The following is a 19258-nucleotide window of genomic DNA, read 5'->3' on the forward strand; positions in this document are numbered from 1 at the left end:
CCTGATCCGGTGAGAATCCTCGTCCTCGGCTCGGGCGCGCGCGAGCACGCCATCATCCTCGCGCTCCTCGATGAGGAGGCCGGCCACGAGATCATCGCCGCTCCCGGCAACGCCGGCATCGCGGCATCGCCGACCTCGTCGGCCCGCGGCAGCGTGACGACCGTCGGCATCGACGCGACCGACGCCGATCTCGTCACCGGGTACGCCGCCGACAACGGCATCGACCTCGTCGTCGTCGGCCCCGAGGCGCCCCTCGTCGCCGGCGTCGCCGACGCGCTCCGCGCCCGCGGCATCCCGGTGTTCGGGCCGGGCAGGCAGGCGGCAGCACTCGAGGGCTCGAAGACCTTCGCGAAGCGCATCATGGAGGCCGCTGGCGTCCCGACCGGCCGCGCGACGCTCGCCACCACCATCGACGAGGTCGCCGCGACGCTCGACGAGTTCGGTGCGCCGCACGTCGTGAAGGCCGACGGCCTCGCCGCCGGCAAGGGCGTGCTCGTCACCGAAGACCGCGACGCCGCGCTCGCGCACGCCGCCCACTACCTGCAGCAGGGCCCCGTGCTCGTCGAGGAGTTCCTCGACGGCCAGGAGGTCTCGCTCTTCCTCCTCTCCGACGGCGAGCACGTGCTGCCGCTCTCACCCGCCCAGGACTACAAGCGCCTGCGCGACGGCGACCAGGGCCCGAACACTGGCGGCATGGGCGCCTACTCCCCGCTGCCCTGGCTCGCCGACGCGGTCGACGGTCGAGGCGGTCGGTTCGGCAGCGAGCAGGCATTCGTCGACGAGGTCATCGAGACCATCGCGCTGCCGACGGTGCGCCGGCTCGCGTCGGAGGAGACGCCGTTCATCGGCCTGCTCTACGCGGGACTCATCCTCACCTCCCGCGGGATCCGCGTGATCGAGTTCAACGCCCGCTTCGGCGACCCCGAGACCCAGGTCGTGCTGCCCCGCCTCGAGACCCCGCTGTCGGGCCTGCTGCTCGCGGCCGCCACGGGTGGGCTGGGCGGGCTCGACCGGCCGGTGTTCAGCGACCGGGCCGCCGTCACGGTCGTGCTCGCGAGCGAGGGCTACCCCGAGTCACCCGAGACGGGCCGGGTCATCGAGGGGCTCGACGCCGCGGCATCCGTGCCCGGCGTGCACCTCGCCCACGCCGCGACCGCGGTGGGCGCCCTGCCCGACGACGCGCAGCCGGGCGACGACGCGCCGCTCATCGCGACCGGCGGCCGCGTGCTCAACGTGGTCGCCCTCGGCGACGGCTTCGCCGACGCCCGCCGACGCGCCTACGAGGCCCTCGGCCAGGTGCGGCTCGACGGCGGCCAGTACCGCACCGACATCGCGGCGCGCGTCGCGGAGTGAGCGGCGAAGCGGCCCGAAGCGAGGAGATCAGCATGACCGACACCGGTGAACTGCCCGGCTGGACCCACGTCTACTCGGGCAAGGTGCGCGACCTGTACGTGCCGACGAAGCTGATGACCGACGACGACAGCTGGACGGGCGACCCGCTCGCGACCTCGCCCGTCGTGCTCGTCGTCGCGAGCGACCGCGTGAGCGCGTTCGACCACCTGCTCGAGCCGGCGATCCCGGGCAAGGGCGCCATGCTCACGGCGCTCACGCACTGGTGGTTCGACGAGCTTCCACAGGTGCCGAACCACCTCGCGCACCCGCTCGACGACCGGCTCGAGGTGCTCGAGCTCCCCGAGGTGCCGGCCGAGGTCGCCGACCGGGCGACGCTGTGCCGCACGCTCGACATGTTCCCGATCGAGTGCGTCGTGCGCGGGTACCTCACGGGCAGCGGCTACAAGGAGTACGTCGCGACCGGTGCGATCGGCGGCATCGAGCTGCCCGAGGGCCTCGCCGACGGCGACCGCCTGCCCGAGCCGATCTACACGCCCGCATGGAAGGCGCCGCTCGGCGCGCACGACGAGAACATCTCGTACGAGCGCACGATCGAGCTCGTCGGCGAGGTCGTCGCCGCGCAGCTGCGCGAGCTCTCGCTCGAGGTGTTCGCACGCGCCTCGACCATCGCCGAAGAGCGCGGGCTCATCCTCGCCGACACGAAGTTCGAGTTCGGCGCCGACCGCGCGACGGGCATCGTGACGCTCGCCGACGAGGTGCTCACGAGCGATTCGAGCCGGTACTGGGATGCCGCGGCCTACGCCGCCGGCACGACCCCGGCCGAGCGCATGGCGAGCTTCGACAAGCAGATCGTGCGCGACTGGCTCGCCGCGAACTGGGACCAGCAGGGCCGCCCGCCGGTGCTGCCCGACGAGGTCGTCGCACAGACCGCCGCGCGATATCGCGAGCTGCTCGACCGGCTGCGGCTGCCGATCGAGGGTTGACGAGCGGGCGCTCGGAACCCGGTGGTCGAGGAGCGAAGCGAATCGAGACCCGCGCGATGGACACGAGGAGGTGACCCCCGCCCGATGAACCTCGACGACCTGCGCCGCCTGCGCCGCGCCCGCGACACGATGGACCGCGACTACGAGCAGCCGCTCGACGTGGAGGCGCTCGCGAGGGTCGCCCTCATGTCGGCGGGGCACTTCTCGCGCAGCTTCCGCGAGGCGTACGGCGAGACTCCGTACAGCTACCTCATGACGCGGCGCATCGAGCGGGCCAAGGCGCTGCTGCGCCGCGGCGACCTCAGCGTGACCGAGGTGTGTTTCGCGGTCGGCTGTACCTCGCTCGGTTCGTTCAGCTCGCGGTTCACCGAGCTCGTCGGCGAGAGCCCGAGCGCCTACCGGGCCCGGTCGCACGACGTCGCGGCGCCGATTCCGGCGTGCATCGTGAAGATCCAGACCCGCCCCGTCAGGAATGGAGAAGCGGGCAAGACCTCGCCTCGGTAGCGTCGAGGTCATGGACATCTCACTCTCCCAGTGCTTCATCGCGGTCGACGACCACGACACCGCGATCCCCTTCTACCGCGACGTGCTCGGCCTCGAGGTGCGCAACGACATCGCCTACGAGGGCATGCGATGGGTCACGGTCGGCTCGCCGTCGCAGCCCGACGTCAACATCGTGCTCGAACCGCCGATCGCCGACCCGAACGCGACCCAGTCCGACAAGGATGCCGCGGCGCAACTGCTCGCCAAGGGCCTGCTGCGCGGCGTGAACTTCACGACGCCCGACGTCGACGCGACGTTCGAGTCGATCCGCGCCGCGGGCGCCGAGGTGCTGCAGGAGCCGATGGACCAGTTCTACGGCGTGCGCGACTGCGCCTTCCGCGACCCTGCGGGCAACATGCTGCGCTTCAGCCAGCCGAGCGCTGGATGACGAGCGCCGCCGCGCAGCGGCCGACTCGAGCCCCCAGCGCGGGCCGCTGACTCGACGGTGGGAACTTCTGACCCGCCGACGGCGTGTCGCGACTCAACACGCGGACGTGGTCTCAGAAGTTCCTACAGTTCTGCGCGGTCGCCGGCGACCGGGGCGGCGAGCCCCAGCTCCGCGACGACCTCGGCGACCCGCGCCCGCTGCCCCTCGTCGAGGCCGAGGATCGGCCGCGGCAGGCACCGGGCGGGCGCGAGCCCGAGCTGTTCGGCGATCGCGGCGACGACGCGCAGGCTTCCGCCGAGCTCGGCGAACAGCTTCCACAGCGGATCGAGCCGGGCCGATTCCGCGTACGCGTCGGAGACCCGCCCGGCCTGCGCCGCGCGCGTGATGCGCAGCGCCGGCTCGGGCAGCGTGCCGCCGATGACCGAGTACCAGACGTCGCAACCGGCGTTCAGCCCGGTCGCCGCGAACGCATCGCCCGAGATGCCGATGCTGACATGCGGCGGTACGACCGCGCGGATCGCGGCGACCCGCTCGCGCATCGCCGCCTCATCGAGCGGCATGCCCGGGATCTTGATCGACGCGACGCCCGGCAGCTCGGCGAGCCGCGCGTAGAGCTCGCTCGTGAAGGCGAAGTGCGTCGTGGCGGGGTTGTCGTAGACGATGACCGGCAGCTCGGTGCTCGACACGACCTCACGGAACAGCTCGACGACGTCGTCGTGCGTGAGCGGCTGGTACGTCATCGGGGCGAGCAGCACTCCCCTGGCCCCCGCCGCCTCGGCATTGCGCACGTTCGCGAGCACGTCGCGGGTGCGCAACGCGCCCACGCCGACGACGACCGGCGTCTCGCCTGCGTGCTCGACCGCGAGCCGCGCGACGCGGGCCCGTTCGTCGGTCGACAGGTAGGCGTACGACCCGGTCGAGCCGAGCGCGGTGATCGTGTCGACACCCGCGGAAGCGAGCCGCCCGACGAGCCCGGCGAACGCGCGCTCGTCGACGGCGTCGTCGGAGAACGGCGTGAGCGGAAACGCGCTGAGTCCGGTGAAGATGCCTGCGCCGGACATGCGACTACCCCTCCGCCGGCACGTGCGCGAGGCCGAGCGCCGGGTTGCCGTAGACCGTCTGCACCTCGGAGATCACGACGCGGTACTCGCCGAGCCATTCGCCGTTGCGCCCCTTGGCGATGCGGTGGGCGTCCATGCCGACGAGCTCGCGCAGCGCCTCCATGCTCGACCAGTAGTACACCTCGGCGTGCAGCCCGGTCGCCTCGTTGTGCCACTCCTCCTCGCCGAGGAAGCCCGGAATGCGCCGGGCCCGCTCGGCGATCTCGTCGTTGAGGCGATGGAACGCGTCATCCAGTTCGCCGATCTCGAAGATGAACGTCGAACTGCAGGCGGGTGTCGTGCTCATACTCGTTCCTCCAGGGGTGCGGGATCGGGGTCGTCGGTCGGTCGGTTGCGGATGCCTCCGCGCTGCGCTCCCGCCCCGGCGAGCACGACGAGCACGATGCCCGCGACCTGCGCCAACGACGGGATCTGGTGCAGCACGACGAGTCCGAGCACGACGCCGAAGGCGGGCTCGAGCGCCATGAGCGTGCCGAACGCGGTGTGCGTCATGCGGCGCAGGGCCAGCATCTCGAGCCCGAACGGGATGACGGGCGAGAGCAGCGCGAGGCCGGCGGCGACGAGCAGCACCCACCACTCGAAGTGGCCGGCCACCTGCGGTACGCCGACGAAGGCCGTCACCACCGCGGCGATCGGGATCGTGATCGAGAGGCCGCTCACACCCGAGAAGCGGTCGCCGACCTTCTGCGTGAGCAGGATGTAGACGCCCCAGCCGGTGCCTGCGAGGGCGGCGAAGCCGACCCCGACGAGGTCGACCTGCCCGTGCCAGGGCTCGGTGAGCAGGATGACGCCGGCGAGCGCGAGCACGGGCCAGACGAGCATGCGGCGGCTGTGGCTGCGGATCGCCGCGACGGTGAGCGGCCCGAGGAACTCGATGGCCACGGCCGTGCCGAGCGGAATGCGGTCGACCGCCGACAGGAACGCGACCATCATGACGCCGGTCGCGACGCCGAGGCCGACGAGGGGCAGCACGTCGACGCGGCGGACGCGGCGCAGCGGCGGCCGCGCGATGACGATGAAGAAGAGCGCGCCGAACGCGAGCCGCAGCCACGCGGTGCCGGCTGCGCCGAGCTGCGCGATGAGCGGCACCGAGAGCGCGTTCGTCGCCTGGATCATGAGCATCGCGGCGACCGCCATCGTCCACGGCGGCACCCGCTCGCTCGCGCGGCTCACGATCCCGCCTCGCGATGGGTCGTGCCGACGCCGGGTTCGAACACCGCGAGCGAGAATCGCGCGGGCCGGTCGGCGGGGTTGGCGTAGGCGTGGTCGACGTCGCCGGGGAAGGTCAGCGCGTCGCCGACGGCGAGCGCGTGGGTCGCGTCGCGCACCTCGATGACGAGTTCGCCGTCGAGCACCTGCAGGAGTTCGCGCGTGCCGGTCGAGTGCGCTTCGCTCGCGTGCCGTTCGCCGGGTTCGAGCGTCCAGTCCCAGAGCTCGACGACGTCGGGGGTCTCGGTGCCCGCGACGAGCACGCCGCGGCCGCCGCGTTCACCGCTCCAGAGCGCGGCGCCCGCGCCGTGGCGGGTCACCTTGACGAGGTCGGAGGCCGCGGCCCGCGGCTCGACGAGGGCGGGCAGTCCGATGCCCAGGGCGTCGCTGAGTCGCAGCAGCGTGCCGACGCTCGGGTTCACGGCACCCTGCTCGACGTTGACGATCATGCGCCGGCTGACGCCGGCCTCGGCTGCGAGTCGGTCGAGGGTCCAATCGCGCGCCTGTCGCTCGTCGCGCACCCTGCGCCCGATCGCGAGCGCGAGCGTCTCCGTCTCGGCATCCATGAGTGCATGATAGTGCACTGATGGCAGCGTGGCGCCCCCGCGACCGACGACCCGAACGCCGGTGCAGTTCAGTCGAACGGCGCCGCGCGCGCCTCGAGCCAGGCGATCGCCTCGTCGCGCCCGACCGCGCCGGCCGCCACCGCGCGCACGAAACGGTCGATCGCCCGGGGCTCCGGCTCGACGAGGTCGAACCCGTTGAGTTCGTAGAAGACGGCAGTCACGAGCCACGAGAGACGCTTGTTGCCGTCGAACAGCGGATGGTTGCGACTCAGCCCGATGAGCAGCACCGCGGCCTTCTCATGCAGGCCGGGATGCACCTCTTCGCCGAAGACCGGCATCGGTGCGGCGAGCGCCGACAGCAGCAGCCCGCGATCGCGCACGTGGAAGCCGCGCGATGCGAGCCACTCCTCGACGTCGGCCGGCTCGACGTACTCGGTCACTGCGACAGCAGGTCGAGCGCGTCGGCGTCGCGTGCCTCGATGCGGGCGAATGCGGCGCGGGTGCGCTCGGCCTTCGCCGCGCGCTCGGCGCGATCGCGGATCGCGGCGAGCACGACGTCGTTCTTCGAGCGGTGCTCGCGTGCGGCGAGCTCGGTGAGCAGTCGGTCGTCCTCTTCGGAGAGGCGCAGCGTGAGGGCCATGAGATCACCTCCGGTGATACCACGATGATACCAGTCGGGGGATGCCGCGATTCTGCCGATCCGGAATGGATTCGCCGCGACATCCGTTAGTATTAGTTGTGCTTACAACCAATGGGGCGCCCGAAGGCGCCGGACTCCTCGCGGCCGACACCGGCATGGGTGCGGTGACGCTGCGCGTCGCCGACCTCGACGGCATGATCCGCTACTACCGCGACGGCGTCACCCTCGAGCTGCTCAGCCACGACGGCCCCGTCGCCGTGCTCGGCCGCGGCGCGACGCCGATCGTGATCCTGCAGCACGCGCCCGAGCTGAAGCACGCGTCGCCGCGCGACGCCGGGCTCTTCCACACCGCGATCCTCTTCGACGCGCGTGAAGCGCTCGCGACGGCGATCGCCTCGGTCGCGACCCGCTACCCCGGCACCTTCACCGGCAGCGCCGACCACCTCGTGAGCGAGGCCTTCTACTTCACCGACCCCGAGGGCAACGGCGTCGAGCTGTACTTCGACCGCGACCGCTCGACCTGGAGCTGGGTGCACGGCACCGTCGAGATGGCGACCATCTACCTCGACCCGAACGGCTACCTGCGCGACCACCTCGGCGAGACCGGCACGGCCGCCGTCGCCTCGGGCGACCGGCTGGGCGACGCCGTCGTCGGCCACGTGCACCTCTCGGTCGGCGACGTCGCGAGCGCACGCGAGTTCTACGTCGACCGGCTGGGCTTCGAGACGACCGCCGAGATGGGCGACCAGGCGCTCTTCGTGTCGGCCGGCGGGTACCACCACCACATGGCGATGAACACGTGGAACAGTCGCGGCGCCGGCCGCCGCGGGCTCGCCCTCGGCCTCGGCAAGGTCGAGATCGTCGTGCCCACCTCCGACGACCTCGGCGAACTCGGCGAGCGCATGGCCCACTACCGGGTCGGCACGCGCGACGACGGCCGGACGCTCGCGTTCGACGACCCGTGGGCCAACCTCGTCGAGGTGCGCGCGGCGGGATGATCGGGTCCCGCGGATAGGCTGACCCGATGACCTACCCGCTCCGATCGATCCGCCGATACCCCGTCAAGGCGATGGGCGGCGAGGCCCTCACCCAGGTGGCGCTCGACGCGCGCGGACTCGTCGGCGATCGCGGTTTCGCCGTCGTCGACGTCGACGGCAAGTTCGCGTCGGGCAAGAACACGCGACGCTTCCGCCGGCGCGACGCGGTCTTCGAGTACGCGGCTTCGACGACGGCGGACGGCTCGGTGCAGGTGCAGCGGGGCGACCACGGCCTGTGGCTCGTCGGCGAGGAGGAGCTCGACGCCGACCTGTCCGAGCGCATGGGCGCGAGCGTCCGAGCGCTGCCCGAGCGCGACATCCCCATGCAGGACGGCGGGCAGATCTCGATCGTCGGCACCGCCTCGCTCGCGTGGTGCGCCGAGCGCTTCGGCATCGACTCCGACCCGCGACGGCTGCGCGTCAACCTCGTCGTGGAGACCGACGAGCCGTTCGTCGAGGAGGGCTGGCTCGGGCGGGAGATCACCGTCGGCGACGCCCGGCTGCGGGTCGTCGAACGCATCGAGCGGTGCCGAACCGTGGATGTCGCGCAGGACGGCACGACGGCGGAGGGGCGACTGCTGAAGCCGCTCACGAAGGAGCGCGAGATGTCGCTCGCGGTGTACGCCGACGTGGTGGCGCCCGCGGTGATCCGCGTGGGTGACGGGGTCGGGCTCGCGGGCTGAGGCCGACGAGGCCGAGGTCGCTCGGGGTCGGGTTCAGGCCGCTCGGGGCGTGGTCCCGATACGCGCCCTCCTTCGGGCGCTCCTCGACCGACGGTGGGCCGGCCGGGCGCTACTCGACCGACGGACGCGGCTTCGGGCCCTTCGCGTGGGACATGTCGTGGAAGGCGTCGAACGCCTGGCCCGGCACGGGCATCGGGGTCGTGCCCGGTCGCGCCCGCAGCCCGTCGAGGATGATCGTGAGCTGACGCCGCCAGAACGGCAGGTACTCGCCGCCGTACTGGCCGAGCGAGCCGAGCATGTCGACGAGGATGCTGAGGTCGACGGCCGTGACGTCGGCGCGCAGGGCGCCCTCGGCCTGGGCGCGCTCGATCATGCCGTTGACGAGCGGCTCGAACTCGATGCCCGGGCGATGCGACGGGTCGAGCTCGGCGACCCGTCGCATGACGGCGGGCAGGAACGGCGAGTCCGCGACCCAGGCGCCGAGGCGCTCGACATAGAGCTCGACCGATCGCCAGCCGGTCTCGGCACCGAGGATCTCGGGGGCGAGGTCGTGCAGCTCCGCGACGGCGTTGTCGTAGAGCTCGCGGACGAGTGCGTCGCGATTGGGGAAGTGTCGGTAGACGGTGCCCGCCCCGACTCCCGCGCGCGTCGCGAGCTCGTCGAGCGGCGCGTCGATGCCCCGCTCGGCGAAGAGCCGCCGTGCTTCGGCGAGCAGACGTTCGTGATTGCGCCGTGCGTCCCGGCGCGACGAAGCCGAGGAGGTCATCGCTTCACTGTACGCGGTTCTTCACGTATGATTCGGAGAGCCGTCTCCGTTTACCCGAAGAACGAGACGACCGACCTTCACGGGGGAGTGGAGGACGACCGCGCGGCGGGCGAGCCGGGAGATTACGGCGAGCGCCCGTCGCGTCGGTTCGGGGTCGGAGCGGTGGTCTCGATACGCTCCTTCGTCGCTACTCGACCGACCTGGTGGCGGCTCAGCGCTACTCGACCGACCGTCGCGCTTAGGCTTGACGGGTGAGTACTGAGTCAGCCAGCGCGGGCGAAGGCGTGAGCGACGGCGTCGCGGCGAACACCCGAACCATCGAGGCGACGGTCGTCACCGACTTCAGCGACCGCATGAGCTACGGCGGCTACCTCGACCTGCCGACGCTGCTCAGCGCGCAGCGCCCGATCTCGCGTCCCGAGCACCACGACGAGCTGCTGTTCATCATCCAGCACCAGACCACCGAGCTGTGGCTGAAGCTCGTGCTGCACGAGCTCGAGACCGCGCGCGACCTGCTGCGCGCCGACGAGCTCGGCCGGGCGCTCAAGTGCATCGCCCGCGTCAAGCACATCCAGAAGACCCTCACCGAGCAGTGGTCGGTGCTCGCGACGCTCACCCCGACCGAGTACGCGCAGTTCCGCGGCGTGCTCGGCAACGCGAGCGGGTTCCAGTCGTACCAGTACCGCGCGGTCGAGTTCGTGCTCGGCAACAAGAACGCGAAGATGCTGCAGATCTTCGAGTCGGATGCCTCGGCCACCGCCCTGCTGCGCCATGCGCTCGAGTCGCCGAGCCTGTACGACGAGTTCCTCCGCCTGCTCGCCCGGGCCGGCTACCCGATCCCGACCGAGGTGCTCGAGCGCGACGTGACCCTCGCCTGGACCTTCACCCCCGAGCTCGTCCCCGTGTTCGCGCAGATCTACGGCGACACCGACGAGCACTGGTCGGCCTACGAGACCTGCGAGGAGCTCGTCGACCTTGAGGACAACTTCCAGCTCTGGCGGTTCCGTCACCTCAAGACCGTCGAGCGCATCATCGGCTCGAAGACCGGCACGGGCGGTTCGAGCGGCGCCCCGTTCCTCAAGCGCGCGCTCGAGCTCACGTTCTTCCCCGAGCTCTACGCGGTGCGAACCGAGATCCCGGGTTGATCATGGGCGACGTGCACGAACCGCTCGGGCGGGCCGCCCGGCGCTCGCTCAACGGGGCGCACGCGGGAGAGGTCGGCGTCATGCTGCCGCCGTTCATCGACCACCACGTGCACGTCGAGCTCGTCGACCCCGACCCGATCGTCGCCCTCGGCATCGCGGCTGTCGTGGACCTCGGCGCGAGTCCCTCGGTCGTCGCAGCGCGCGCCGCGCGCGACGGGCTGCCGGCCGTGGCGTTCGCCGGCGCCTTCCTGACCGCCGTCGGCGGGTACCCCTCCGATCGGCCGTGGCGGCCCGAGGGCAGCGTGCGAGAGCTCGCCGCGGTCGCGGGCGGCGACGGCGACCGCCGCGACCACACGGCACTGCCCGACTCGATCGAGGCCGCCGTCGACGAGCAGCACGCGTTCGGGGCATCCGTGGTCAAGGTCGTGCTCAACGCCGATGCGGGCCCGGTGTTCGACCGAGCCACGCTCGAAGCGGTCGTGACCGCCGCGCACGCGCGGAGCCTGCCGGTCGCCGTGCACGCCGAGGGCGCCGGAACTGCGAGCCTCGCGATCGAGGCGGGCGTCGACGCCCTCGTGCACACGCCGTGGACCGAGCGGCTCGACGACGAGCTCATCGCGCGCGCCGCCGCCCGGCAGGCGTGGATCTCGACGCTCGCCATCCACGCGCGCGACTTCGGCGACTCCCCCGAACTCGCCTGCGCGATCGACAACCTGGCCCGCTTCCATGCGGCCGGAGGCCGAGTGCTCTACGGCACCGATCTCGGCAACGGCGAGCTGCCCGTGGGGGTGAACGCCGTCGAGCTCGCACTGCTCGAGCGGGCCGGGCTCGAGGCATCCGATCTCGTGCAGGCGCTCGCCGACCCCTGGCCGCGCGCCGAACGCGGCGACTGGGGCCTCGGCGGCATCGCGACGTTCGTCGCGGGCGCCGATCCGGCCGTGCCCGGCACCTCCCCCACCCCCCTGCCCGACCGGCTCGCGACCGCGCGCGTCGTGCCCGCCGACGACCTGGAGTTGTTGTGACCCTCGACCCGAACCTCGCCTTCGCCCGCCGCATGGACCGCGCCGACGGGCTCGCCCACTACCGCAAGCGGTTCGTCGGAGCCGACACGGACCTCGTCTACTTCGACGGCAACTCGCTCGGCCGTCCGCCCGTGTCGGCGGTCGAGCGGGTCGAGCGGTTCCTCCGCGAGGACTGGGGCGGACGCCTCATCCGCGGATGGGACGAGGCGTGGCTGCAGCTGCCGACCGAGATCGGTGACCGCATCGGCCGCGCCGTCATCGAAGCGAAGGCCGGCCAGACCGTCATCGGCGACTCGACGACGGTGCTGCTCTACAAGCTCGCGCGCGCCGCCGTCGACGCGCAGCTCGCTCGCGACCCCCACCGGCGCGAGATCGTGATCGACACCGACAACTTCCCGACCGACCGCTACATCGTCGACGGCATCGCCCGCGAGCGTGGCATGCGACTGCGCTGGATCGACGTCGACACGTCGTCGGGCGTCACCCCCGAGCAGCTCGCCGAGGCCGTCGGGCCTGAGACGGCGCTCGTCGTCGTGTCGCACGTCGCGTACCGCTCGGCCTATCTCGCCGACGCCCCCGAACTCACCCGCATCGCGCACGACGCGGGTGCGCTCATCCTCTGGGACCTCTGCCACTCGGCCGGATCGGTGCCCGTGAAGGCCGATGCGTGGGGCTTCGACCTCGCCGTCGGGTGCACGTACAAGTACCTCAACGGGGGGCCCGGCTCGCCCGCGTTCGCCTACGTGCGCGACGACCTGCAGGGCGTGCTCGAGCAGCCGATCCAGGGTTGGTGGGGCAACACCGACATGTTCATGATGGGGCCGTCGTACGAGCCCGTGCCCGACATCCGACGCTTCACGAGCGGCACCGCCCCGATCGTGGGAATGCTCGCCATGGAGGAGACCCTCGCGATGATCGAAGAGGCGGGGATGCCTGCGCTGCGCGCGAAGTCGATCGCGCTCACCGAGTTCGCGATCGCCCTCGCCGACGAGTGGCTCGCGCCGCTCGGCGTGACGCTCGCCTCCCCCGCCGACGCCGAGGAGCGCGGCGGCCACGTCACGCTGCACCACGATGCGATGCGCGAGGTCACGGCGCGGCTGTGGCAGCGCGACGTCATTCCCGACTACCGCGACCCGGGCGGCCTGCGCATCGGCCTCTCGCCGCTGTCGACGAGCTTCGAGGAGGTGCACCGCGGGCTCGACCTCACGCGCGAGGTGCTCCGCGAGGTGCTCACCGAGCGAGCGGGGCTGGCGTAGCGGCCGGCTCGCCGATGTCGAGCGCCGACAGCCGGTGACCGTTCTCCCGCGTGTGCTCCGACACTGAGTCGCATGGCGACGCAGCGTCGGAGTCGCGTTCGCCCGCCCTTCACGGCCGCGCTGGGCTCACTCGGTGCGAGCGGCCTCCGGCGAGGCATCCGCGTCGACGGGCCCGGCGGTCGCCCCGGCCGGGGCGCTGCCGCTCGCCCCCCACGCGACCGTGACCTTCGGCTTCGCGAAGAAGAGCACGACGATCGCGCCGGCTGCGAAGCCGAGGATCGGCAGGAGCATCGACTGCGACATCGCCGCGGTGAAGCCGTCGAGGACCTGCGGCGGCATGCCGCCCGCCCCACCGCCGGCCTGCTCGGCCGCGTTCGTGTCGAACCCGGGCAGCTCGGCCGTCAGTCGCGCGTTCATGAGGGCCGCGATCGCGGCCGAGCCGAGCACCGAGCCGACCTGACGGGTCATGTTGTAGACGCCCGATCCGGCGCCGGCCTGCGACTGCGGCAGGTTGCGCGTCGCCGACGAGGCGAGCGGTGCCCAGACGCCCGAGAGCCCGAGGCCGAGCAGCCCCGAGGGGATGAGCAGCACCCAGAGCTCGGTGTCGGGCTCGAGCAGCGTCGCCGTCCACGCGAGCGCGGCCGCGGTGATCGCGAAGCCGGCGACGGCGATCCACTTGGGGTCGACACGGTCGACGAGCCTGCCGACGACCGGCGCCATCGCACCCGTGACGACCGCCATCGGGATGAGCATGAGCGCCGCCTGCGTCGGGGTCAGCCCGCGCGCCACCTGGTAGTAGAACGCGAGGGGCAGCGGCATCGACACGATCGCGAGGCCCACGAAGGTGATCGCGACGTTCGAGAGCGAGAAGTTGCGGTCGCGGAAGAGCCCGAGCGGCAGCAGCGGCTCGGCCCGGTTGAACGCCTGCCAGACCACGAACCCGGCGAGCACCACGACGCCCGTGATGATGACGCCCCACACCGTGATCGGCCCGGTGATCGTGCCCCAGTCGTACGTCTCGCCCTCCTGGATGCCGAAGACGACGAGGAACATGCCGACGGCGCTCAGCACGACGCCGAGCCAGTCGAAGCGGTGCGAATGCGTCTCGAGGTTCGGCACGAGCCGCCAGGCCGCGATGAACGCGACGATGCCGACGGGCACGTTGACGAAGAAGATCCACTCCCAGCCGAGGGAGTCGACGAGCACGCCGCCGAGGATCGGCCCGACGAGCGTCGCGACGCCCGCGACGGCACCCCAGAGGCCCATGGCCTTGCCGCGCTGGTCGGGCGGGAAGATGCGGGTGATCACGGCCATCGTCTGCGGGGTCATGAGTGCCGCGCCGAGGCCCTGCACCGCGCGGGCGACGATGAGCGTCGTGATGTCGCCCGACAGTCCGCACCACAGCGAGGCGAACGTGAACACGACGAGGCCGATCATGTAGACGCGCTTCGGCCCGAAGCGGTCGCCGAGGCGACCGGTGATGAGCAGCGGCACCGCGTACGCGAGCAGGTAGGCGCTCGTCACCCAGATGACGGCAGTGAGGTCGGTGTCGAGGTCCTCGAGGATCGCCGGGTTCGCGATCGACACGATCGTCGAGTCGACGAGGATCATGAAGAACCCGATGACGAGCGCCCACAGCGCTGGCCAGGGCTTGAGGGTGCGTTCCATGCGTGGAACCTTCCGGTCGGTGGGGCGGTCGCCCCCGGTCAATGGACGGATGATCTCGAGACGCGCTTCGCGCCACTCGATCCGGCGGCCTCGGGCCAGGCGAGCTCGCCCGACTCGAGATCGCCGATGGTCTGTTCGAGCCACGTCGCCTCGGCGACGAGGAGCGTTCGGGTGTAGTGCACGTTGAGGATGTACGCGGTCGGCAGCCCGCGGGCTTCGATCCTCGCGAGCGAGGCGTCGATGAAGCCGAGCAGCTCGCGGATCGACGCGAGCCTGACGCCGAGCAGCTCGGCGACCTCGGCCGCGGGCAGGTGGTGCGCCTCGCCGATCGCGACGGGGAACTCGGGGTACTCGTTGACGTGGCGGCCGAGCATCTCGGCGATCGTGGCACGCAGCCGCTCGCGCCCCTCGTCGGTGATCGCGTAGACCGTGCGCTCGGGGCGGTTGCCCTGGCGCTCGACCGCAACCTCGGCGATCAGGCCGTCGGCGGCGAAGCGCTCGACGGCCCGGTAGAGCGATCCGGGCGAGACCTTGACGACCTTGTCCTCGGATCGTTCGAGCATGAGCTGGTACATCTCGTAGGCGTGCATGTCGCGTTCGGCGAGCAGCGCCAGCACCGTGACGCCGAGCGGCGAGAGCGTGGTCATTCCGGTCCCCTCCGAGGCATCCGCTCACAACTATTCCGCACGGAATAATACGTCCGGAACGATCGATGCGCAACCGTCCGGCGGCCCTCCCGCCTCCGCGTTACCAAGGTGCGGCCACCACGGCAACCCCCTCGCCCGAATCGGGCCGCTCGGGGTTCGCGAGCGTACGATTGCCGATCATCTCGTGAAGGGAGCCCCCCATGTCCGGCACCGAGAGAGACCTCGACGAGACCGTCGCCGCCGCCCGTCACGCGGCCGAACGCGCCGCCGACCGCGCAGGCGACGTGACCGAAGACCTGGTCGACGAAGCGGGCGACCGGCTCGACGACCTGGGCGACCGCGTCGAGAACGTCGCCGACGCCGTCGGCGACGTGATGAGCGACGTGCGCCGCAGCGCGACCGAAGCCGTCGAGACGATCGGCACCCAGGCGAGCGTCGTCGCCGGGGAGGCGCGGGAGGTGCTCGACGACGGCGTCGCGTACGTCAAGGCACGGTACCGCGAGCACCCCGCAGCGGTCATCGCGGTCGGAGCGGCCGTGGTCGTCGGCGTCTGCCTGGTCGTCAAGGCGCTCACGCGGCGCTGAGCACCGAACGACGGATGCCTCGTCCGGCTGCCTCCGGCCGAGGCATCCCCGATCGACTCGGTCGGGGAGCGCGAGGCGCGCCCCGCCGTCACATCGCGGCGGCGGGCGCGGGCGCTCGGCGTCGGTCGCCGATCACGATCGCGAGGACGACCGCGAGCGCGAGCCCGAACTCGAACACGGCCGAGAGCCACAGCTCGGGGGCCGTGATCACGAGCGAGACGCCGAGCACGACGTGCATCGCGCAGATCGTCAGGATGATCGCGCGGCCCGCCACCTCGTTCGCCCGGTGCACGAGCACGAGCGCCGCGACGATCGCCGCGCCCATGAGCATGTTGTAGACGCCCACGTTGCGGGTCCACAGCGCCACGGCGTCGTACTCGTCGGGGCCGATGAGGAAGATCGGGTACAGCTCTGGGCTGCGAAAGAAGAACGACTCGAGCACGCCGACGGTGACGAGCGTCAGCGCCTCGAGGGCGGCGAGCACCTGCGCGACGGGATTCATGCGATGGATTCTCGTCGCCCGCCGCAGCCGCCGCATCGGGGCCTGCCCCGCCCTGCGGGGTGCGGACAGCCCGACCACGGGAGGCGGTCGACCGCAGGTTAGAATCGAGGCATCCACACCCTCGACACCGGACGGAGAACCGCGGTGCCCACCATCGTCGTCGACGTGATGCCCAAGGCCGAACTGCTCGATCCTCAGGGGAAGGCCGTCGCCGGCGCCCTCGCCCGCACCGGTCACACCGGGTTCAGCGGCGTGCGCATCGGCAAGCGCTTCGAACTCACCGTCGACGGTCCGGTCGACGACGCGCTGCGCGCGAACGTGCAGCAGATCGCGGAGGAGATCCTCTCCAACCAGGTCATCGAGGACGTCGTGGGCATCCACTACGAGGTCACCAACGCCGAGCTCGCCGAAGAGGCGGCCGAGGCCGGTGCGGTCGCGGGCGACGGCTTCGGCGCCCCCGCAGGCGAGACCCACTGAGCGGCGGGGTTCGCATGCGTATCGGCGTCATCACCTTCCCCGGCTCGCTCGACGACCGCGACGCGCAGCGCGCGGTGCGACTCGCGGGCGGCGAGCCCGTCGCGCTCTGGCACGGCTCGCACGACCTCGAGGGCGTCGACGCGCTCATCCTGCCCGGCGGATTCAGCTACGGCGACTACCTGCGCTGCGGCGCGATCGCCTCGCTCTCGCCGATCATGACCGAGGTCGTCGCCGCGGCGAACGCGGGCATGCCCGTGCTCGGCATCTGCAACGGCTTCCAGATGCTGACCGAGGCGGGCCTGCTCGAGGGCGGGCTCATCCGCAACGACCACGGCTCGTTCATCTGCCGCGACCAGGTGCTCACCGTCGAGAACGCGTCGACCGCGTGGACCGCCGAGTTCGACGCCGGCCAGCAGATCACCATCCCGCTGAAGAACGGCGAAGGCGGCTTCATCGCGTCCGACGAGACGCTCGACCGGCTCGAGGGCGAGGGCCGCGTGGTCTTCCGCTACGTCGACGTGAACCCGAACGGGTCGCTGCGCGACATCGCGGGCATCACGAACGCGCGCGGCAACGTCGTCGGCCTCATGCCGCACCCCGAGCACGCCGTCGAGCCGGGCTTCGGCCCCGACACCGCTGCGGCGATGCGCTCGGGCGTCGACGGGCTCGGCTTCTTCACGAGCGTCGTCAAGCGGGCGCTCGTCGAGGCGTAGGCCCCGCGCCGCCTCGCCTCGCCTCGCCTCGCCTCCGCGCGGCGTGCCTCGTCTCCCTCCTCGCCGAGTCGCCAAAAAATTCTGCTCAGCGTGCATCGAACCGCACTTTTCGGCGAGTCGTCCGGCCTCAGGGCGCACGAGCGCGCGCCGCTCCGGGTTCCCGCTCGCCCGGTGCGACGAGTCGCCGGAAGATGCGGCTGAGCGAGTCGCGAAGGGCACTTCTCGGCGACTCGACCCCTGAGACCGGAGGCGGTGACTCGCCCTGTGGATGACGGGCGACGTCCGTGGTCCAGGTGCGTCAGAGTGTCGGAATGCCTCGCGTGCCGCTCCCCGACGAGCTGGGTCGTCGCGCGTTCACGACGGCGGAAGGCGTTCGCTCGGGGCTCGGCACCGGACGCCTTCGCGGGCCCGACCTTCTGCGGCCCTTCCACGGAGTCCGGACGGTCGCCGAGGCATCCGATACGGTGGCTCGCTGCCGCACCTACCTGCCCCGGCTGAGGCCAGGGCAGTTCTTCAGCCACGACACGGCCGCCCGGCTCTGGGGCGTCCCGCTGCCGACGCGGTTCGACCCGACCGCGCCGCTGCACGTCTCCACGTTCGCTCCGCGGCGACCCCCGCGCACGCGCGGCGTGATCGGCCACGAGCTCGGGCCCGACCGCGCGACGATCGTCGTCCGCGGTGACCTTCCCGCGACCGACGCGGCCTCGACCTGGCTGCAGCTCGCCGGGGTCCTCGCACTCGACGACCTCGTCGCCGCCGGCGATCACCTCGTGCTCGACCCGGCCGTCCTCGATCCACTCGATCTGCGCCCGTTCCTGTCGCTCGACGAACTGGTCGAAGCCGCGCGAGAGTTCCGCGGGCGCGGGAGCCGCCTCGCGACCGAAGCCGCACCGCTCGTGAGAGTCGGCGCCGAGTCGCGGCCCGAGACACTGGTGCGACTCCTGCTCGCACGTTCCGGACTGCCCGAACCGGTCGTGAACCATGTCGTCACGGCCGTCGACGGCCGCTTCATCGCCCGTGTGGACCTCGCGTACCCCGACCTGCGTATCGCCATCGAGTACGACGGCGACCAGCATCGCACCAGCACCCAGCAGTACGAGCACGACATCGCTCGGTTCGACCGACTGCACGAGGCGGGATGGCTCGTGGTGCGCGTCCGATCGCACGGGCTGTTCCGCGACCCGGCCGATACGGTCGCGCGGGTCGCGCGTGCACTCGCCGCACGCTCGCGCTGAACTCGACCGATCCGACGCCACGCCCAGACACGCGAGTCGCCAGGAAGTGCGCCCGAACGCGCTGCAAGCAGCATCTTCCGGCGACTCGCCTCACCAAGCGGGCCGGGCGCACCCACCCGCGCTCGAGTCGCCTGAGCGCGCGCGAGCGAAGGGTGCGGCACACTGGGCGGATGCCGCAGCCGACGCCGCCCGAACTCCACGCCCGCCTCGCCGAGATCTTCGCGGCGCGCGACCGGGCCCACATGCAGCCCACGATCGACGCGTTCCTCGCCGTCCTCGTCGAGCATCCCGATGAACCCGAGGTGCTCTACGAGGTGGGCGGCGCCTACGACACGGCCGGCGAAGAGCAGACCGCGGCCGGCTACTACGAGCAGGCGATGGCCGCCGGGCTCGACGGCGACGCGCTGCGCCGCTGCCTGCTGCAGTACGGCAGCACGCTGCGAAACCTCGGCCGGCTCGACGAGTCACTCGCAGTGCTCGAGCGGGCACGCGAGGCGTTCCCCGAGTCCGACTCGCTGAAGGTGTGGCACGCGACGAGCCTGCACGCGGCCGGCCGGCACGACGCCGCCTTCGCGATCATGCTCGAGCTCGTCGCCGACCGCGTGCGCACCGATGAGCTCCTGCGCTACGAGGCCTCCCTCCGCGGCAACGCGGCCTACCTCGCCGAGCGCGACGAGCAGCACTGAGCGGGCCGACGGGCCGCCCGACGCCGGGGACGGC

The 19258-nt window shown here is 71.8% G+C and carries 24 protein-coding genes; 14 read left to right on the forward strand and 10 right to left on the reverse strand.

Features of this window, described 5'->3' with window-relative positions:
• Window positions 1-9 precede the first annotated feature (9 nt).
• The 4 genes from purD (at window position 10) to ACFWGP_RS08400 (ending at window position 3267) form a co-directional block, all read left to right on the forward strand.
• A complete protein-coding gene (gene purD, locus ACFWGP_RS08385; RefSeq protein WP_275505219.1) occupies window positions 10-1353 on the forward strand; it encodes a phosphoribosylamine--glycine ligase in 1344 nt (447 codons plus the stop codon).
• Between the two features lie 32 nt (window positions 1354-1385).
• Window positions 1386-2336: a phosphoribosylaminoimidazolesuccinocarboxamide synthase gene (locus tag ACFWGP_RS08390; RefSeq protein ID WP_231429703.1), complete on the forward strand. Its 951-nt coding sequence runs from the start codon at window positions 1386-1388 to the stop codon at window positions 2334-2336.
• An 84-nt stretch (window positions 2337-2420) separates the two neighbouring features.
• The gene (locus tag ACFWGP_RS08395; protein WP_231429702.1) at window positions 2421-2840 is read left to right on the forward strand and encodes a helix-turn-helix transcriptional regulator; all 420 of its coding nucleotides are present in this window, start codon (window positions 2421-2423) and stop codon (window positions 2838-2840) included.
• Between the two features lie 10 nt (window positions 2841-2850).
• Complete coding sequence (locus tag ACFWGP_RS08400) at window positions 2851-3267, forward strand: VOC family protein (RefSeq protein WP_231429701.1); 417 nt, start codon at window positions 2851-2853, stop codon at window positions 3265-3267.
• A 122-nt stretch (window positions 3268-3389) separates the two neighbouring features.
• Here the strand turns inward: ACFWGP_RS08400 and ACFWGP_RS08405 are convergent, their stop codons facing one another.
• From ACFWGP_RS08405 to ACFWGP_RS08430, 6 genes are all read right to left on the reverse strand, one after another.
• Complete coding sequence (locus ACFWGP_RS08405) at window positions 3390-4328, reverse strand: dihydrodipicolinate synthase family protein (protein WP_376930650.1); 939 nt, start codon at window positions 4326-4328, stop codon at window positions 3390-3392.
• Between the two features lie 4 nt (window positions 4329-4332).
• Window positions 4333-4674, reverse strand: a complete 342-nt coding sequence (locus ACFWGP_RS08410) for an antibiotic biosynthesis monooxygenase (protein WP_275505217.1) — start codon at window positions 4672-4674, stop codon at window positions 4333-4335.
• On the reverse strand, window positions 4671-5525 hold the full coding sequence (locus ACFWGP_RS08415; RefSeq protein WP_376930755.1) for a DMT family transporter: 855 nt from the start codon (window positions 5523-5525) through the stop codon (window positions 4671-4673). Before ACFWGP_RS08415 ends, ACFWGP_RS08410 begins: the two co-directional genes overlap by 4 nt.
• A 32-nt stretch (window positions 5526-5557) precedes the next feature.
• Window positions 5558-6163, reverse strand: coding sequence for a helix-turn-helix domain-containing protein (locus ACFWGP_RS08420; protein ID WP_376930651.1), 606 nt, complete (start codon window positions 6161-6163; stop codon window positions 5558-5560).
• A 68-nt stretch (window positions 6164-6231) separates the two neighbouring features.
• Entirely contained in the window at window positions 6232-6603 is a 372-nt protein-coding gene (locus ACFWGP_RS08425) for a type II toxin-antitoxin system death-on-curing family toxin (protein ID WP_231429697.1), read from the reverse strand.
• Window positions 6600-6803 (reverse strand): ribbon-helix-helix protein, CopG family, encoded by a 204-nt coding sequence (locus tag ACFWGP_RS08430; protein WP_231429696.1) that lies wholly within the window; start codon window positions 6801-6803, stop codon window positions 6600-6602. Before ACFWGP_RS08430 ends, ACFWGP_RS08425 begins: the two co-directional genes overlap by 4 nt.
• Window positions 6804-6958: 155 nt before the next feature.
• Here ACFWGP_RS08430 and ACFWGP_RS08435 point away from each other — a divergent pair, with 155 nt between their 5' ends.
• The gene (locus ACFWGP_RS08435; protein WP_376930756.1) at window positions 6959-7801 is read left to right on the forward strand and encodes a VOC family protein; all 843 of its coding nucleotides are present in this window, start codon (window positions 6959-6961) and stop codon (window positions 7799-7801) included.
• A 26-nt stretch (window positions 7802-7827) separates the two neighbouring features.
• The gene (locus ACFWGP_RS08440) at window positions 7828-8523 is read left to right on the forward strand and encodes an MOSC domain-containing protein (protein WP_231429695.1); all 696 of its coding nucleotides are present in this window, start codon (window positions 7828-7830) and stop codon (window positions 8521-8523) included.
• 109 nt (window positions 8524-8632) lie between these two features.
• Here the strand turns inward: ACFWGP_RS08440 and ACFWGP_RS08445 are convergent, their stop codons facing one another.
• Complete coding sequence (locus ACFWGP_RS08445) at window positions 8633-9289, reverse strand: TetR/AcrR family transcriptional regulator (protein ID WP_231429694.1); 657 nt, start codon at window positions 9287-9289, stop codon at window positions 8633-8635.
• A 251-nt stretch (window positions 9290-9540) separates the two neighbouring features.
• Here ACFWGP_RS08445 and kynA point away from each other — a divergent pair, with 251 nt between their 5' ends.
• From kynA to ACFWGP_RS08460, 3 genes are read left to right on the forward strand one after another with little or no spacing between them, the layout of a single operon-like run.
• On the forward strand, window positions 9541-10434 hold the full coding sequence (kynA, locus tag ACFWGP_RS08450) for a tryptophan 2,3-dioxygenase (protein ID WP_374201082.1): 894 nt from the start codon (window positions 9541-9543) through the stop codon (window positions 10432-10434).
• An 11-nt stretch (window positions 10435-10445) separates the two neighbouring features.
• Complete coding sequence (locus ACFWGP_RS08455) at window positions 10446-11456, forward strand: amidohydrolase family protein (protein WP_376930652.1); 1011 nt, start codon at window positions 10446-10448, stop codon at window positions 11454-11456.
• Window positions 11457-11488: 32 nt separating this feature from the next.
• Entirely contained in the window at window positions 11489-12712 is a 1224-nt protein-coding gene (locus ACFWGP_RS08460; protein ID WP_275505565.1) for a kynureninase, read from the forward strand.
• A gap of 126 nt (window positions 12713-12838) precedes the next feature.
• Here the strand turns inward: ACFWGP_RS08460 and ACFWGP_RS08465 are convergent, their stop codons facing one another.
• The gene (locus ACFWGP_RS08465; protein ID WP_275505214.1) at window positions 12839-14380 is read right to left on the reverse strand and encodes a DHA2 family efflux MFS transporter permease subunit; all 1542 of its coding nucleotides are present in this window, start codon (window positions 14378-14380) and stop codon (window positions 12839-12841) included.
• Window positions 14381-14418: 38 nt separating this feature from the next.
• On the reverse strand, window positions 14419-15027 hold the full coding sequence (locus ACFWGP_RS08470) for a PadR family transcriptional regulator (RefSeq protein ID WP_231429690.1): 609 nt from the start codon (window positions 15025-15027) through the stop codon (window positions 14419-14421).
• Window positions 15028-15227: 200 nt separating this feature from the next.
• On the opposite strand from ACFWGP_RS08470, the gene ACFWGP_RS08475 reads away from it, so the two are divergent.
• Complete coding sequence (locus ACFWGP_RS08475; RefSeq protein WP_231429689.1) at window positions 15228-15611, forward strand: hypothetical protein; 384 nt, start codon at window positions 15228-15230, stop codon at window positions 15609-15611.
• 88 nt (window positions 15612-15699) lie between these two features.
• Here the strand turns inward: ACFWGP_RS08475 and ACFWGP_RS08480 are convergent, their stop codons facing one another.
• The gene (locus ACFWGP_RS08480; RefSeq protein WP_376930653.1) at window positions 15700-16113 is read right to left on the reverse strand and encodes a DUF1304 family protein; all 414 of its coding nucleotides are present in this window, start codon (window positions 16111-16113) and stop codon (window positions 15700-15702) included.
• 144 nt (window positions 16114-16257) lie between these two features.
• Here ACFWGP_RS08480 and purS point away from each other — a divergent pair, with 144 nt between their 5' ends.
• From purS to ACFWGP_RS08500, 4 genes are all read left to right on the forward strand, one after another.
• On the forward strand, window positions 16258-16590 hold the full coding sequence (gene purS / locus ACFWGP_RS08485) for a phosphoribosylformylglycinamidine synthase subunit PurS (RefSeq protein WP_231429687.1): 333 nt from the start codon (window positions 16258-16260) through the stop codon (window positions 16588-16590).
• Between the two features lie 14 nt (window positions 16591-16604).
• Window positions 16605-17303, forward strand: a complete 699-nt coding sequence (gene purQ / locus ACFWGP_RS08490; protein ID WP_231429686.1) for a phosphoribosylformylglycinamidine synthase subunit PurQ — start codon at window positions 16605-16607, stop codon at window positions 17301-17303.
• A gap of 311 nt (window positions 17304-17614) precedes the next feature.
• Entirely contained in the window at window positions 17615-18538 is a 924-nt protein-coding gene (locus tag ACFWGP_RS08495) for an endonuclease domain-containing protein (protein WP_376930654.1), read from the forward strand.
• 170 nt (window positions 18539-18708) lie between these two features.
• Window positions 18709-19224 carry a tetratricopeptide repeat protein gene (locus ACFWGP_RS08500; protein ID WP_376930655.1) on the forward strand — a complete coding sequence of 172 codons (516 nt, stop codon included), beginning with the start codon at window positions 18709-18711 and terminating at the stop codon, window positions 19222-19224.
• The last annotated feature ends 34 nt before the right edge of the window (window positions 19225-19258 follow it).

It is taken from the genome of Agromyces sp. NPDC127015, from assembly GCF_042725165.1.
Classification (GTDB): domain Bacteria; phylum Actinomycetota; class Actinomycetes; order Actinomycetales; family Microbacteriaceae; genus Agromyces; species Agromyces chromiiresistens.